14 protein-coding genes are annotated in these 14,273 nt (G+C 62.0%); 10 read left to right on the top strand and 4 right to left on the bottom strand.

Annotated features, from left to right (window positions below):
* Positions 1–37: 37 nt before the first annotated feature.
* The 3 genes from AC515T_RS01370 to AC515T_RS01360 all read left to right on the top strand — a co-directional run bounded on the left by AC515T_RS01370 (position 38) and on the right by AC515T_RS01360 (position 2,921).
* Positions 38–703, top strand: a complete 666-nt coding sequence (locus AC515T_RS01370) for a fumarylacetoacetate hydrolase family protein (RefSeq protein WP_496531153.1) — start codon at positions 38–40, stop codon at positions 701–703.
* Between the two features lie 246 nt (positions 704–949).
* Positions 950–1,882 carry an SdiA-regulated domain-containing protein gene (locus AC515T_RS01365; protein WP_496531152.1) on the top strand — a complete coding sequence of 311 codons (933 nt, stop codon included), beginning with the start codon at positions 950–952 and terminating at the stop codon, positions 1,880–1,882.
* A 121-nt stretch (positions 1,883–2,003) separates the two neighbouring features.
* Positions 2,004–2,921: an SdiA-regulated domain-containing protein gene (locus AC515T_RS01360; protein WP_496531151.1), complete on the top strand. Its 918-nt coding sequence runs from the start codon at positions 2,004–2,006 to the stop codon at positions 2,919–2,921.
* Positions 2,922–3,092: 171 nt separating this feature from the next.
* Here AC515T_RS01360 and rpiA read toward each other — a convergent pair whose 3' ends face one another.
* The gene (rpiA, locus tag AC515T_RS01355) at positions 3,093–3,764 is read right to left on the bottom strand and encodes a ribose-5-phosphate isomerase RpiA (RefSeq protein WP_496531150.1); all 672 of its coding nucleotides are present in this window, start codon (positions 3,762–3,764) and stop codon (positions 3,093–3,095) included.
* A gap of 302 nt (positions 3,765–4,066) precedes the next feature.
* Between rpiA and ilvA the strand changes: the two genes are divergently transcribed.
* Both ilvA and AC515T_RS01345 read left to right on the top strand, forming a co-directional pair.
* Positions 4,067–5,581 (top strand): threonine ammonia-lyase, biosynthetic, encoded by a 1,515-nt coding sequence (gene ilvA / locus AC515T_RS01350; RefSeq protein ID WP_496531149.1) that lies wholly within the window; start codon positions 4,067–4,069, stop codon positions 5,579–5,581.
* A gap of 44 nt (positions 5,582–5,625) precedes the next feature.
* Positions 5,626–6,054: a DUF2269 family protein gene (locus tag AC515T_RS01345; protein ID WP_496531148.1), complete on the top strand. Its 429-nt coding sequence runs from the start codon at positions 5,626–5,628 to the stop codon at positions 6,052–6,054.
* Positions 6,055–6,157: 103 nt separating this feature from the next.
* Here AC515T_RS01345 and AC515T_RS01340 read toward each other — a convergent pair whose 3' ends face one another.
* A complete protein-coding gene (locus AC515T_RS01340; protein WP_496531147.1) occupies positions 6,158–6,814 on the bottom strand; it encodes a histidinol-phosphatase in 657 nt (218 codons plus the stop codon).
* 143 nt (positions 6,815–6,957) lie between these two features.
* Here AC515T_RS01340 and AC515T_RS01335 point away from each other — a divergent pair, with 143 nt between their 5' ends.
* Together AC515T_RS01335 and ptsP are read left to right on the top strand one after the other, a co-directional pair.
* Positions 6,958–7,437, top strand: coding sequence for an RNA pyrophosphohydrolase (locus tag AC515T_RS01335; RefSeq protein WP_003186867.1), 480 nt, complete (start codon positions 6,958–6,960; stop codon positions 7,435–7,437).
* Positions 7,438–7,459: 22 nt separating this feature from the next.
* Positions 7,460–9,739, top strand: a complete 2,280-nt coding sequence (ptsP, locus tag AC515T_RS01330) for a phosphoenolpyruvate--protein phosphotransferase (RefSeq protein WP_053180992.1) — start codon at positions 7,460–7,462, stop codon at positions 9,737–9,739.
* A 133-nt stretch (positions 9,740–9,872) separates the two neighbouring features.
* On the opposite strand, the gene AC515T_RS01325 is transcribed toward ptsP, so the two are convergent.
* Positions 9,873–10,619 (bottom strand): NRDE family protein, encoded by a 747-nt coding sequence (locus AC515T_RS01325; RefSeq protein ID WP_496531146.1) that lies wholly within the window; start codon positions 10,617–10,619, stop codon positions 9,873–9,875.
* Positions 10,620–10,952: 333 nt separating this feature from the next.
* Here AC515T_RS01325 and AC515T_RS01320 point away from each other — a divergent pair, with 333 nt between their 5' ends.
* The 3 genes from AC515T_RS01320 (at position 10,953) to AC515T_RS01310 (ending at position 13,628) form a co-directional block, all read left to right on the top strand.
* Complete coding sequence (locus AC515T_RS01320) at positions 10,953–11,735, top strand: sulfite exporter TauE/SafE family protein (RefSeq protein ID WP_496531145.1); 783 nt, start codon at positions 10,953–10,955, stop codon at positions 11,733–11,735.
* Between the two features lie 68 nt (positions 11,736–11,803).
* Positions 11,804–12,607, top strand: coding sequence for a prolipoprotein diacylglyceryl transferase (gene lgt / locus AC515T_RS01315; protein ID WP_496531144.1), 804 nt, complete (start codon positions 11,804–11,806; stop codon positions 12,605–12,607).
* 49 nt (positions 12,608–12,656) lie between these two features.
* Complete coding sequence (locus AC515T_RS01310) at positions 12,657–13,628, top strand: thymidylate synthase (protein ID WP_409556860.1); 972 nt, start codon at positions 12,657–12,659, stop codon at positions 13,626–13,628.
* Positions 13,629–13,764: 136 nt separating this feature from the next.
* Here AC515T_RS01310 and cadR read toward each other — a convergent pair whose 3' ends face one another.
* Positions 13,765–14,211, bottom strand: a complete 447-nt coding sequence (cadR, locus tag AC515T_RS01305; RefSeq protein WP_496531143.1) for a Cd(II)/Pb(II)-responsive transcriptional regulator — start codon at positions 14,209–14,211, stop codon at positions 13,765–13,767.
* Between the last annotated feature and the right edge of the window lie 62 nt (positions 14,212–14,273).

The raw sequence follows: 14,273 nt of genomic DNA, 5'->3' as shown, positions 1-14,273 counted from the left end.
TAAAACACCTGATGAACCCCAGAAGCAGGAGTCGGTAATGAGCTATCAGCACCAGTATGTCGACGGTACACGTATTCATTTTCCGCTAGGGAAAGTGGTATGTATTGGCCGTAACTACGCCGAACATGCAAAGGAACTGGATAACCCGGTGCCCACCGAACCCTTGCTGTTCATCAAGCCGGGCAGTTGCGTGGTGCCGCTGGAAGGCGGTTTCAGCATTCCCGCCGACCGTGGCTCGGTGCACTACGAGGCGGAAATCGCCGTGCTGATCGGCAAGCCGTTGTCCACCAAGCCCAGCGCTGAAGAAGTACTGGACGCGATCTCCGGCTTCGCCCCGGCCCTGGACCTGACCCTGCGGGACAAACAGGCCGAGCTCAAGGGCAAGGGCCTGCCATGGGAAGTGGCCAAGTCCTTCGACGGCGCGGCGGTGATCGCTCCATTTGTCTCGAAAGATACCTTTGCCGACCTGACCGACATCCCCGTGCGCCTGACCATCAACGGTGAAGTGCGCCAGGATGGCAACAGCAGCCTGATGCTCAACCCCATCGTGCCGATGATCCAATACATGGCCGGTTGCTTCTCGCTGCAGGCCGGCGACGTGATCCTCACCGGCACCCCGGCGGGCGTCGGGCCGCTGAATGCAGGCGATGAACTGGTCCTGGAACTGCCGGGGGCGAGCCGTTTCGAAAGCAGCGTTCGCTAACTCGGTTTTGTGGCCACTGCTGATCTAATGTGGGAGCGGGCTTGCTCGCGAATGCGGAGTGTCAGTCGACATATATCGTTCTGATACACCGCATTCGCGAGCAAGCCCGCTCCCACATTAGAGATCCAGCTTTCCCTGAAGACCGAAGTTTTACCGTTTTTTTCACATGCCATCCGGATAATTCCGGGGAATGCGGCATCTGAGCCAGCCACTCCCCTAGCCGAATTTTCTGGAACGCATTCCCCGATGGCCAAAACCCAAGCACTGCCTGCCGCCAAACCTGCCCGCCGCTCGCGCTTCGCCCTGCCCTGGTATGCCTGGTCGCTGCTGGCGGTGGCCGCCGCCTATGGCCTGGCGTTTGCGATGCATTGGGACGACCGCGGCCTGCTTTGGCTATCGGAGCACTTCCAGAGCCCGGCCCAGCGCCAGGAAAGCATCTGGTTGCCGGACTACCGCGCCGTGATCGACGCCAAGCCGCTACCGGGCATGGAGAAGGACGAGGCGTCCGATGTGACCTACAACCCGCAGACCAAGACCCTGTTCGCAGTCATGGGCAAGAAGCCGTTCCTGGCGGAACTGACCCTGCAAGGCGACGTGCTGCGCAAGATGCCCTTGGTGGGTTGGAGCAATCCGGAGGGCGTGGCTTATATGGAAAACGGCCTACTGGCCATCACCGACGAGCGAAGTCACACCCTGACCATCGTCCACGTCGATGCCGATACCCGCGAACTGAACAATACCGACTTCCCCCACTATGATCTCGGCCCATCCAAGAACCAGAACAAAGGGTTCGAAGCGATCGCCTGGGACCCGCGCAACCAGCAACTGATACTCGGCGAAGAACGCCCGCCGGCATTGTTCACCTGGAAAAGCGACGGCAGTCAACAGCTTAAGGGCGACAAGCAGATCCATGTCAGCAATGAACTGGACCTGCGCAACCTCTCGGCCTTGGCGATCGACCCGCGCACCGGCCATACGCTGGTGCTTTCGGCCGACTCCCATCTGCTGTTGGAACTGGACGAAAAAGGCGAGCAGGTCAGCTTCATGACCTTGCTGGGCGGCTTCAACAGCCTGAAAGACACCATCCCCCGCGCCGAAGGTGTCACCGTCGATGAGGCCGGTAACCTGTACATGGTCAGCGAGCCGAACCTGTTCTATCGTTTCGAAAAACAGCGCTGACAGCACTAACTCTGTAGGATAAGTCTTCCTTCGTTGTAGGGTGTGGCACACAGCCATTAAGTTTCAGTTCAGGCAGCCGTGGTATTTCCACTCACCTGTTCTCATCCGAGCCCACCCCAACATGCGTCGACTCGCCCGCCCCAAACCCTTGATCCTGCTATTGCTGACGCTGGTGCTGATCCTCCTGATCGCCGCCGGCCAGCACCTGCGCCTGTTCGAGCGCGCCTGGTTCAACCTCAACACCTATTGGAAACCCACCAGCGAAGAGACCATCGCCCTGGACCAATACCGGGTCACGGTGGAGGCGCAGGTGATCGAGGGCCTGGACGATGACGTTTCCGCGCTGACGTTCGATCCGATCCGCAAGAGCCTGTTCACCGTGACCAACAAGAATGCCGAGCTGATCGAGCTGTCGCTGGACGGCAAGATTTTGCGGCGCATCGCCTTGGTCGGCTTCGGGGATCCGGAGGCGGTGGAATTCATCAGCGAAGACACTTACGTCATCACTGACGAGCGCCAGCAGCGTCTGATCAAGATTCATCTGGAAAACGACACCCAATTCCTCGACGCCGCCGACGCCGAGCAGATGACCCTCGGCGTACACATGAGCGGCAACAAGGGGTTCGAAGGACTGGCCTACGATTCGGTGGGCAAACGCCTGTTCGTGGCGAAGGAGCGCGACCCGATGCTGATTTATGAAGTGCATGGGTTTCCCCACCACAATCCGGAAAAATCCTACGCGGTCCATGTGATCAACAACCCCAAGCGCGATGCCGGGCTGTTCGTGCGCGACCTTTCGAGCCTGCAATACGATGAACGCAGCGGCCACTTGCTGGCGCTGTCCGATGAGTCGCGGTTGATTATCGAATTGGATATCGACGGCCGGCCACTGAGCACGCTGTCGTTGAGCAAAGGCGGCCAAGGCCTGCAAAAAACCGTGCCCCAGGCCGAAGGCCTGGCCATGGACGACGATGGCAACCTGTACCTGGTGAGCGAGCCGAACCTGTTCTATGTGTTCAAGAAACCGCAGGGCGATTGATAGGCAATGACTCCTGTAGCGAGCAATGTTGATCACTCAAGAGCGGCCTAAAATCATTGTGGCGAGGGAGCTTGCTCCCGCTTGAGTGCGAAGCGCTCACAAAAAAGGGCCGCTGCGCAGCCCAGCGGGAGCAAGCTCCCTCGCCACAACTGTACCCGTCACAACATCGGATCAAGCCTTGAGGGTCTTCACCCCTTCAGCAGTCCCCAGCAACAACACATCCGCCGGACGAGCAGCGAACAAACCATTGGTGACCACGCCCACGATGGCGTTGATCTGGCTTTCCAGTTCCACCGGATTGGTGATCTGCAGGTTATGCACGTCCAGAATGATGTTGCCGTTATCGGTCAGCACGCCTTCGCGGTACACCGGGTCGCCGCCCAGCTTCACCAACTGGCGGGCCACGTGGCTGCGGGCCATGGGAATGACTTCCACCGGCAATGGGAAAGCGCCGAGCACGGGCACCAGCTTGCTGGCGTCGGCGATGCAGATGAAGGTCTTGGCCACCGCCGCGACGATCTTCTCGCGGGTCAGGGCCGCGCCGCCGCCCTTGATCAGGTTCAGGTGCTCGTCGCTTTCGTCGGCGCCGTCGATGTAGAACTCCAGGTCGCTGACGGTGTTGAGCTCGTACACCGGGATCCCGTGGCCCTTGAGGCGCGCGGCGGTCGCTTCGGAGCTGGCGACCGCGCCGTCGAACGCGCCCTTGTGTTGCGCCAGCGCATCGATGAAGCAATTGGCCGTGGAGCCGGTGCCGACCCCGACGACGCTCTTGTCATCCAGTTTCGGGAGGATGAGGTCGACGGCGGCCTGGGCCACGGCCTGTTTGAGTTGATCCTGGGTCATGCGGGCTCCGAAGGTGCCGAGAGGGAACGAAAGGCCGGCATTATAGGCGCCGAAAGGGTCCTGGTCATTGCCTGAATAGCACCGATCCAGTGTGGCGAGGGAGCTTGCTCCCGCTCGGCTGCGAAGCCGTCGTAATTGATCCCCCCCGTATATCGATGGGGGATCGCTTCGCGATCCAGCGGGAGCAAGCTCCCTCGCCACGGGGGGTTCTGTGCTCAAAGTGCCTTAATTCGTGTGGTCGCCCGGCCAAAAGCCGGGTTAGACTCCTTGGCCCTGCCCAACCCGCTCAGTGATGCTTTCCGATGCTTGAACAGTACGTCAAAAAGATCCTCACCTCGCGCGTTTACGACGTTGCCGTAGAAACCCCGTTGCAGAGCGCCCGCCAGCTCTCCGAGCGGCTGGGCAACAGCATTTTGCTCAAGCGTGAAGACTTGCAGCCGGTGTTCTCGTTCAAGATTCGCGGGGCCTACAACAAGCTGACCCAACTCAGTGACGAAGAACGCGCCCGCGGCGTGGTCACGGCTTCGGCGGGCAACCACGCCCAGGGCCTGGCCCTGGCGGCCAAGGTGCTGGGCGTCAAGGCCACCATCGTGATGCCCAAGACCACGCCGGAAATCAAGGTCGAAGGCGTACGTTCGCGTGGCGGCAAAGTGGTCCTGCACGGCGACTCGTTCCCCGAGGCCCTGGCCTATTCGCTGAAACTGGTCGACGAAAAGGGCTACGTCTACATCCACCCGTATGACGATCCCCACACCATTGCCGGGCAGGGCACGGTGGCGATGGAAATCCTGCGCCAGCACCCCGGGCGCCTGGATGCGATTTTCGTCCCGGTGGGCGGTGGCGGGCTGATTGCCGGGATCGCGGCCTACGTGAAATACCTGCGCCCGGACATCAAGATCATCGGCGTCGAGCCGGACGACTCCAATTGCCTGCAAGCGGCCATGGCCGCGGGCGAGCGCGTGGTGCTACCGACCGTGGGGCTGTTCGCCGACGGCGTTGCCGTGGCGCAGATTGGCCAGCACACCTTTGATATCTGCCAGCACCACGTGGACGAAGTGATCACCGTCAGCACCGACGAGATCTGCGCCGCTATCAAGGATATCTACGACGATACCCGCTCGATCACCGAACCTGCTGGCGCCCTTGGCGTGGCAGGGATCAAGAAATACGTCGAGTCACGGGGCATCAGCGGCCAGACCCTGGTGGCCATCGACTCCGGCGCCAACGTCAATTTCGACCGCTTGCGCCACGTCGCCGAACGCGCCGAGCTGGGCGAAGGCCGCGAAGCCATCATCGCCGTGACCATCCCCGAAAAGCCGGGCAGCTTCAAGGCGTTCTGCGAAGCCGTCGGCAAGCGCCAGATCACCGAATTCAACTATCGCTACAACACCGGCAGTGAAGCGCACATCTTCGTCGGCGTGCAGACCCACCCGGAAAACGACCCGCGCAGCACGCTGATCGCCAGCCTGACCGAACAAGGCTTCCCGGTGCTGGACCTGACCGACAACGAACTGGCCAAGTTGCACATCCGCCACATGGTCGGCGGGCACGCGGCCCATGTCATCGATGAAGTGGTGCTGCGTTTCGAGTTCCCGGAGCGCCCGGGCGCGCTGTTCAACTTCCTCAACAAGCTGGGCGGGCGCTGGAATATCTCGATGTTCCACTACCGCAACCACGGCGCGGCGGACGGCCGCGTGGTCGCGGGGCTGCAAGTGCCTCACGATGAACGCCACCTGGTCCCGGCCGCCCTGGAAGAAATCGGCTATCCCTACTGGGATGAAAGCGATAACCCGGCCTACCAACTGTTCCTGGGTTGATAAAGCCGGGCTAGGCTGTGAGCAAGTCATAAGGAAATCGAACGATGGAAACGTTAACCACGCTGAAAATCGCTCACGTCGTCGCCACGGTGTTGCTGCTGGCGGGCGCCCTGGGGCTGGCCATCTGGGTCTGGCGCACGCGCCGCAACGGCGATGCCACGGCACCTGCGCGCACGCTGCAACGCCCTCGGCTGTTTGTCTGGCTGGTGATGATCCTGGCGCTGACGAGCCTGCCCTTCACCGGCTGGTGGATGGTTCATCAAGTCGGCTGGCCGCTGGGACAGACCTGGCTGCTGGCTTCCAGCGTGCTCTACACCTTGGCGGCGCTGGCGGGGTTCTGGCTGCTGGTGCGGCTGAACAAACTGCGCAAGCTGCCGGCGGCGGGCGCTGGGAAGTTTACGTTTGCCTTGGCGCTGTTCAGCGTTGTCTGTTTTATTGCCATTGCGGGGTTGATGGGGGCCAAGCCGGTTTAAGGCTTGGACCGCGGCGCTTTCATCGCGAGCAAGCTCGCTCCCACAGGGGATTTGTGTCGATCACGCAACCTCTGTGGGAGCGAGCTTGCTCGCGATGACAATTTCAGCCACGCAACGAAATCACCGGCCAACCCCGCTTCTGGGCCTCGGCCCGAAGATTCGGATCCGGATCCACCGCCACCGGATGCGTCACCACCTCCAGCAACGGCAAGTCGTTCATCGAATCGCTATAGAAATAGCTGCCGTCGAGGGAATGCCCCGTTTCTTCCAGCCAACGGTTCAAGCGAGTCACCTTGCCCTCGCGAAAACACGGGATGTCGGTGCTGCGCCCGCTGTAGCGCCCGTCGATCATCTCGCACTCGGTGGCGATCAGGGTCTCCACACCCAGGCGCTCGGCAATCGGCGCGGTGACGAAGCGGTTGGTGGCGGTAATGATCACCAGCTTGTCACCGGCGTCACGGTGCTTTTTCAGCAGCTCGATGGCCTGGGGCAATACGATCGGCTCGATGCAGTCGCGCATGTAGTCCAGGTGCCACTGCTCCAGCACGTGCATTTCGGTACGACCGAGGATTTCCAGGCAAAAATTCAGGTATTCGGCGTTGTCGAGCTTGCCGGCCAGGTAATCCTGGTAGAACGCGTCGTTGCGTGCCTTGTACGTGACAGCGTCCAGGAAACCGCGCTCGCACAGGTAATCGCCCCACGCGTGGTCGCTGTCGCCACCCAGCAATGTGTTGTCCAAGTCGAATAAAGCCAGCCGCATTGCAGTTACTCGCTGAAAAATCTGAAGAAAGGCGTCCAGAATACGGACTTTTCACAAGAGTGCACATAAGCTAGGGGCGCTCGTTGCTGCTTTCACAACCTTTGTGGAACAATGCGGCGACATGCGTTTGCGAGGTTGTTGCCGTGATCGATCCCGATGGTTTCCGTCCCAATGTGGGGATCATTCTTACGAATGATGCTGGGCAGGTGCTATGGGCTCGCCGTATCAATCAAGACGCCTGGCAGTTTCCCCAGGGTGGAATCAACCCCCAGGAGACGCCGGAAGAGGCCTTGTACCGCGAGTTGAATGAAGAAGTGGGGCTTGAGCGGGAAGATGTCGAAATACTCGCCTGCACCCGAGGCTGGTTGCGCTATCGTTTGCCGCAACGCCTTGTCAGGACGCACAGCCAACCGCTGTGCATCGGCCAGAAGCAGAAATGGTTTCTCCTGCGCCTGATCTCCAACGAGCAGCGGGTGCGGATGGATTTGACCGGTAAACCGGAGTTCGATGGCTGGCGCTGGGTCAGCTATTGGTATCCGTTGGGCCAGGTGGTGACATTCAAGCGCGAAGTGTATCGACGCGCTCTCAAAGAGCTTGCCCCGCGCCTGCTGACGCGCGACTGACGACGGAGTTCGACCCCGAGCCATGCTCAATACGCTGCGCAAGATCGTCCAGGAAGTTAACTCCGCCAAGGATCTCAAGGCGGCGTTGGGGATTATTGTATTGCGCGTCAAAGAGGCCATGGGCAGCCAGGTCTGCTCGGTCTACCTGCTGGACCCCGAGACCAACCGTTTCGTGCTGATGGCCACCGAGGGCTTGAACAAGCGCTCCATTGGCAAGGTCAGCATGGCCCCCAATGAAGGCCTGGTCGGCCTGGTCGGCACGCGCGAAGAACCCCTGAACCTTGAAAACGCCGCGGATCACCCGCGCTACCGCTACTTTGCCGAAACGGGCGAAGAGCGCTATGCCTCGTTCCTTGGCGCACCGATCATCCACCATCGCCGCGTCGTCGGCGTGCTGGTCATCCAGCAAAAAGAGCGCCGCCAGTTCGACGAGGGGGAAGAAGCCTTCCTCGTGACCATGAGCGCGCAACTGGCCGGGGTTATCGCCCACGCCGAGGCCACCGGCTCGATCAGCGGCCTGGGGCGCCAGGGCAAGGGCATCCAGGAAGCCAAGTTCGTCGGCGTGCCGGGTTCGCCGGGCGCGGCGGTGGGCACGGCGGTGGTCATGTTGCCGCCCGCCGACCTCGACGTGGTGCCGGACAAGACCATCACCGACATCAACGCCGAGCTGGGCCTGTTCAAGACCGCCATCGAAGGCGTGCGCGCCGACATGCGGGCCCTGTCGGCCAAGCTGGCGACGCAGCTGCGCCCGGAAGAGCGCGCGCTGTTCGACGTTTACCTGATGATGCTCGACGATGCCTCCCTGGGCAGCGAAGTGACCACCGTCATCAAGACCGGCCAGTGGGCCCAGGGCGCGCTGCGCCAAGTGGTGACCGACCACGTCAACCGCTTCGAACTGATGGACGACGCCTACCTGCGCGAGCGCGCCTCGGACGTCAAGGACCTTGGCCGCCGGTTGCTGGCCTACCTGCAGCAGGAGCGCCAGCAGACCCTGGTCTATCCCGACAACACCATCCTGGTCAGCGAAGAACTGACCCCGGCCATGCTCGGCGAAGTGCCCGAAGGCAAGCTGGCGGGGCTGGTCTCGGTACTGGGCTCGGGCAACTCCCACGTGGCGATCCTGGCCCGGGCCATGGGCATCCCGACGGTGATGGGCCTGGTGGACCTGCCGTACTCCAAGGTCGACGGCATCCAGATGATCGTCGATGGCTACCACGGCGAGGTCTACACCAACCCCAGCGACGTGCTGCGCAAGCAGTTCGCCGATGTGGTGGAGGAAGAAAAGCAACTGTCCCTGGGCCTGGATGCCCTGCGGGACCTGCCGTGCGTGACCCTCGACGGCCACCGCATGCCGCTGTGGGTCAACACCGGCCTGCTGGCCGACGTCGCTCGGGCGCAGAAGCGTGGGGCCGAGGGTGTGGGCCTGTACCGCACCGAAGTGCCGTTCATGATCAACCAGCGCTTCCCCAGCGAAAAGGAACAGCTGGCGATCTACCGCGAACAACTGGCCGCCTTCCACCCGCAACCGGTGACCATGCGCAGCCTGGACATCGGCGGCGACAAGTCCCTGTCCTACTTCCCGATCAAGGAAGACAACCCGTTCCTCGGCTGGCGCGGCATCCGCGTGACGCTCGACCACCCGGAAATCTTCCTGGTCCAGGCCCGCGCCATGCTCAAAGCCAGCGAGGGCCTGAACAACCTGCGCATCCTGTTGCCGATGATCTCCGGCACCCATGAACTGGAAGAAGCCCTGCACCTGATCCACCGGGCCTGGGGCGAAGTCCGCGACGAAGGCACCGACGTGCCGATGCCGCCGGTCGGCGTGATGATCGAGATTCCGGCCGCGGTGTACCAGACCAAGGAGCTGGCGCGGCAGGTGGACTTCCTGTCGGTGGGTTCCAACGACCTGACCCAGTACCTGCTGGCCGTGGACCGAAACAACCCACGCGTCGCCGACCTGTACGACTACCTGCACCCGGCCGTGCTGCAAGCCTTGCAGAATGTAGTGCGTGACGCCCATGCCGAAGGCAAGCCGGTGAGCATCTGCGGCGAAATGGCTGGCGACCCGGCGGCCGCGGTGCTGCTGATGGCGATGGGGTTCGACAGCCTGTCGATGAACGCCACCAATCTGCCGAAAGTGAAGTGGATGCTGCGCCAGATCAACCTCAGCAAAGCCCAGGAATTGCTGGCGGAAGTGATGACCATCGACAACCCGCAAGTGATCCACAGCTCCCTGCAACTGGCGCTGAAAAACCTTGGGTTGGCGCGGATGATCAATCCGGCCTCGAACAAGACGCTCTGAACCTGCGGCGCCCCAATCGCGAGCAAGCTCGCTCCCACAGTGGATCTGCGGTGAACACCAATTTTGTGAACAACCGAGATCCCCTGTGGGAGCGAGCTTGCTCGCGATTGGGGCAGACCTGATACCACAAAAGCTAGATCCTGATCTCCACCTCCCCCAAATGCCCCCCATGCGGCCCGAAACTGCGCTCGACCATATGCCGCGTCCCATCGGCATGGACAATCAACGCCGTACTCGCCCGCGTTCCATAAGCCGGGCTGGCAATGAACACACTCGACAACAGCATCTCGGTCGCCAGGCCGACGCCCGTGTCCGGCAGTTCCGCCACCGGCGCGGGTTGTGGGTCGTTCAGCAACGCCAACAAGGCCTCGGGCTGCGGATCGTCCAGCACCTCGCCCAGGGCCGCCCGGGCCTTGAGCAATTTGGGCCATGGCGTGTTCAGCCCAGCGTTCGATACTCCATAGACCCCTTCGGCCAGCCGTTGGGGCTGGGTATCGCGGGCGTTGTGGTGCCACAGCTCGGTGCCATCGCCGAGCAGCAGGTTGAAGCCACCATACTCGCCAGCGCGGGGCACAACTTCGCTCAGGTAATCGGCAATCGATAGATTCCCGGTCAGGAATCGCGCCACCAGCTCACCGCGCGACTTGAAGGCCGGCATCTGGCCCGGGTCGCGGATGTTGGTCAGCGCGGCAAAACGGCCCTCGGCGCCGATGCCGAGCCAGGTGCCACCGGCTTCGAGATCGCGCCCGGCATGGACATGGGGCGCGTCCGGCCATTGGGCCAGGGGCAAGGTCGGCCGGGCGTAGAACTCGTCGCGGTTGGCCGCCACGATCAGCGGCTGGGCGTGGTTGGGGCGCCAGGCGAATACGATCAGGCACATCAGGTTGTCCTGTTAACAATGCCAATCCATTAAAAAATAAAGCCCAACACCGCTCTTGTGGCGAGGGAGCTTGCTCCCGCCGGGCTCTGTAGGAGCTGGCGAAGCCTGCGATCTTTTGATCTTTTCGCAGCCTCGCTTCGCTCGGCAGCTCCTACAGCGGGAGCAAGCTCCCTCGCCACAACAGCGGTTCGTCACAAAGTGTGATGATGCACCGGGGCGTTTTCAGCCACTCTACCCACACATCCCCCCGACATCCATCGCCTTCAGTGGAGCCAGGGGCCCTGGATCCGTTACCATGCCGCTCTTATTTCGGGGATGGGCGGGGAGAGGCTGGTGGAATTTGTGCTCTATCTGCTGCTCGGCGCCTGCGCCGGGGTGCTGGCCGGGTTGTTCGGCGTGGGGGGCGGGATCATCATCGTCCCGGTGCTGGTGTTCAGTTTCACCCTGCAGGGCTTCGACCCGCAGGTGTTGACGCACCTGGCCGTGGGCACGTCCCTGGCATCGATCATCTTCACATCGGTCAATGCCGTGCGCGAGCATCAGCGCAAAGGCGCGGTGCGCTGGCCGATTTTCGCCTGGATGACCGTCGGGATCCTGATCGGTGCCGGTTTCGGCGCGATCACCGCCGAAGCGATTTCCGGCCCGCACCTGCAAAAGATCATTGGCGTGTTCGCCTTGATCGTTGCCGTGCAACTGGCCCTGGACTTCAAGCCCAAGGCCAGTCGCACCGTACCGGGCAAGGCCGGGTTGACCGTGGCCGGCACGGTGATCGGCTGGGCCTCGGCGATTTTCGGCATTGGCGGCGGTTCGCTGACCGTGCCGTTCCTGACCTGGCGCAGCGTGCCGATGCAACAAGCGGTCGCGACGTCATCGGCCTGCGGACTGCCCATCGCCGTGGTCAGTGCCTTGAGTTTCATGATTCTGGGCTGGCACGATCCGCTGCTGCCGGCCCATAGTCTCGGTTTCGTGTATTTGCCGGCGCTGCTGGGCATCGCCTTGACCAGCATGGTCTTCGCCCGTTTCGGCGCGCGCCTGGCCCATCGCCTGTCACCGCGCTTGCTCAAGCGGCTGTTTGCCGCCTTGCTATTCTGCGTGGGCTTGAGTTTTCTGTTCTGACGCAATCCTGGCTTAATCCCGAGGTGACAGCGTCGCCCGGGTATTTTTGACGTTTACGAGGAATATCAATGCTGCCTTACCCGCAGATCGATCCGGTAGCCCTGGCCATCGGCCCGCTGAAAATCCACTGGTACGGCCTGATGTACCTGGTCGGCATCGGTGGCGCCTGGCTGCTGGCGTCGCGCCGGCTCAACCGCTTCGACCCGACCTGGAACAAGGAAAAGCTCTCCGACCTGGTGTTCTGGTTGTCCATGGGCGTGATCGTCGGCGGACGCCTGGGCTACGTGCTGTTCTACGACCTGAGCGCCTACCTGGCCAACCCGACGCTGATCTTCGAGGTCTGGAAGGGCGGCATGTCGTTCCACGGCGGGTTCATCGGCGTGATGCTGGCAGCGTTGTGGTTCGGCAAACGCAACAACAAGTCGTTTTTCGAGCTGATGGACTTCGTCGCGCCCATGGTGCCGATCGGCCTGGGCGCCGGGCGCATTGGCAACTTCATCAATGCCGAATTGTGGGGCAAGCCGACTGACGTGCCGTGGGCGATGATCTTTCCCACTGACGATTTACAACTTGCCCGCCACCCGTCGCAGCTTTATCAGTTCGCCCTTGAAGGCGTGGCACTGTTCCTGATCCTCTGGCTGTTCTCGCGCAAGCCGCGCCCCACCATGGCGGTGTCGGGCATGTTCGCACTGTTCTATGGCATCTTCCGTTTCATCGTTGAATTCGTCCGCGTCCCGGACGCCCAGCTCGGCTACCTGGCGTGGAACTGGCTGACCATGGGCCAGGTGCTGTGCCTGCCGATGATCGTCGGCGGCCTGGCGCTGATCTGGCTGGCTTATCATCGTGCGCCGGCTGCGGCGGCCAAGGTTTAAAATTCGAACCCCGGGGCGCTGGCCCCGGGTTCAAGGACACAGGTAACCCATGAAGCAATATCTCGATCTGGTGGCCCACGTCATCAAGAACGGCACCAAGCAAGCCAACCGCACCGGTGTGAACACCATCAGCTTCCCCGGTGCCATGCTGCGCTATGACTTGAAGGACGGCTTCCCGGCCATCACCACCCGCAAGATGGCCTTCAAATCGGCCATCGGCGAGATGTGCGGCTTCCTTCGTGGCGTGAACAACGCCGCCGAGTTCCGCGCCCTGGGCTGCAAGGTCTGGGACCAGAACGCCAACGAAAACGCCCAGTGGCTGGCCAACCCGTTCCGCCAGGGCGAAGACGACCTGGGGGAGATCTACGGCGTGCAATGGCGCAAATGGCCGGCCTACAAACAGATCCCCCTGAGCAACCCGGCGGCCATCGAGCAGACGCTGGCCCAGGGTTACCGGCAGATCGCCGAAGGCGAAGAAAACGGCCAAGCCTACGTGGTCCTGTACAAGGCCATCGACCAGGTTCGCCAGTGCGTCGACACCATCATCAAGGACCCGGGCAGCCGGCGCATCCTGTTCCACGGCTGGAACTGCGCCCAGCTCGATGAGATGGCCCTGCCGCCGTGCCATCTGCTCTACCAGTTCCACCCGAATGTCGAGACCAAGGAAATTTCCCTGACCCTCTACATCCGCTCCAACGACCTGGGCCTGGGCACGCCGTTCAACCTCACCGAAGGCGCCGCGCTGCTGAGCCTGATAGGACGCCTGACCGGCTACACGCCGCGCTGGTTCACCTATTTCATCGGTGATGCTCACGTCTACGAAAACCACTTGGACATGCTCAACGAACAGCTCACCCGCGAGCCGTTTCCGATGCCGAAACTGGTGATTTCCGAGCGTGTGCCGGAGTTCGCCAAGACCGGCGTGTACCAGCCTGAATGGCTGGAGTTGGTGGAACCGGGCGACTTCTCCCTCGAAGGCTACCAGCACCATGCGCCGATGACCGCGCCGATGGCGGTCTAAAAGCCCCCCATCAGACTATTGTGGGAGCGGGCTTGCTCGCGAAGAGGCAGTGTCAGGCAGCATCACTTTGCCTGACACACCGCCTTCGCGAGCAAGCCCGCTCCCACATTGGATTTCCATCTATTTCAAGATCGGCTCAATGCCCGTGACTACGCCCCACATGTGAATGCTCCACCTCCGGCCCCACCGCCCCGCTCACCTCCAACCGCTGCAAGATCCCGCATTGATCCAGGTCCGGCCCTTCGCCACAACGATGGCGCAGGTCGATCAGTTGCGTCTGCAGGGCCAGCAGGCCATCGATGCGGGCCTTGACGTGCTGGATGTGTTCGTCGATCAGCGCATTGACGCTTTCGCACTGGTCCTGCGGGCTGTCGCGCAGGGCCAGGAGGCTGCGGATTTCTTCCAGGGTCATGTCCAGGGTGCGGCAGTTGCGGATGAACGTCAGCCGCTCGGCATGGGCCTGGGTGTAGACGCGGTAGTTGCCGTCGCTGCGGGCCGGTTCCGGCAGCAGGCCTTCGCGCTCGTAATAGCGGATGGTTTCGACCTGGCAGTCGGTGATTTTCGCCAGTTCTCCGATCTTCATGATGCGGCCTCCCAAATAGGTGCTTGACCCTATAGTGGCTACAGGGTCTTTACTGCGCAACA

The sequence above is a fragment of the Pseudomonas sp. FSO-7 genome, from assembly GCF_059579345.1.
Note: the sequence above shows the minus strand (reverse complement) of the source record. Positions and strands in the feature narration are given on the sequence as shown.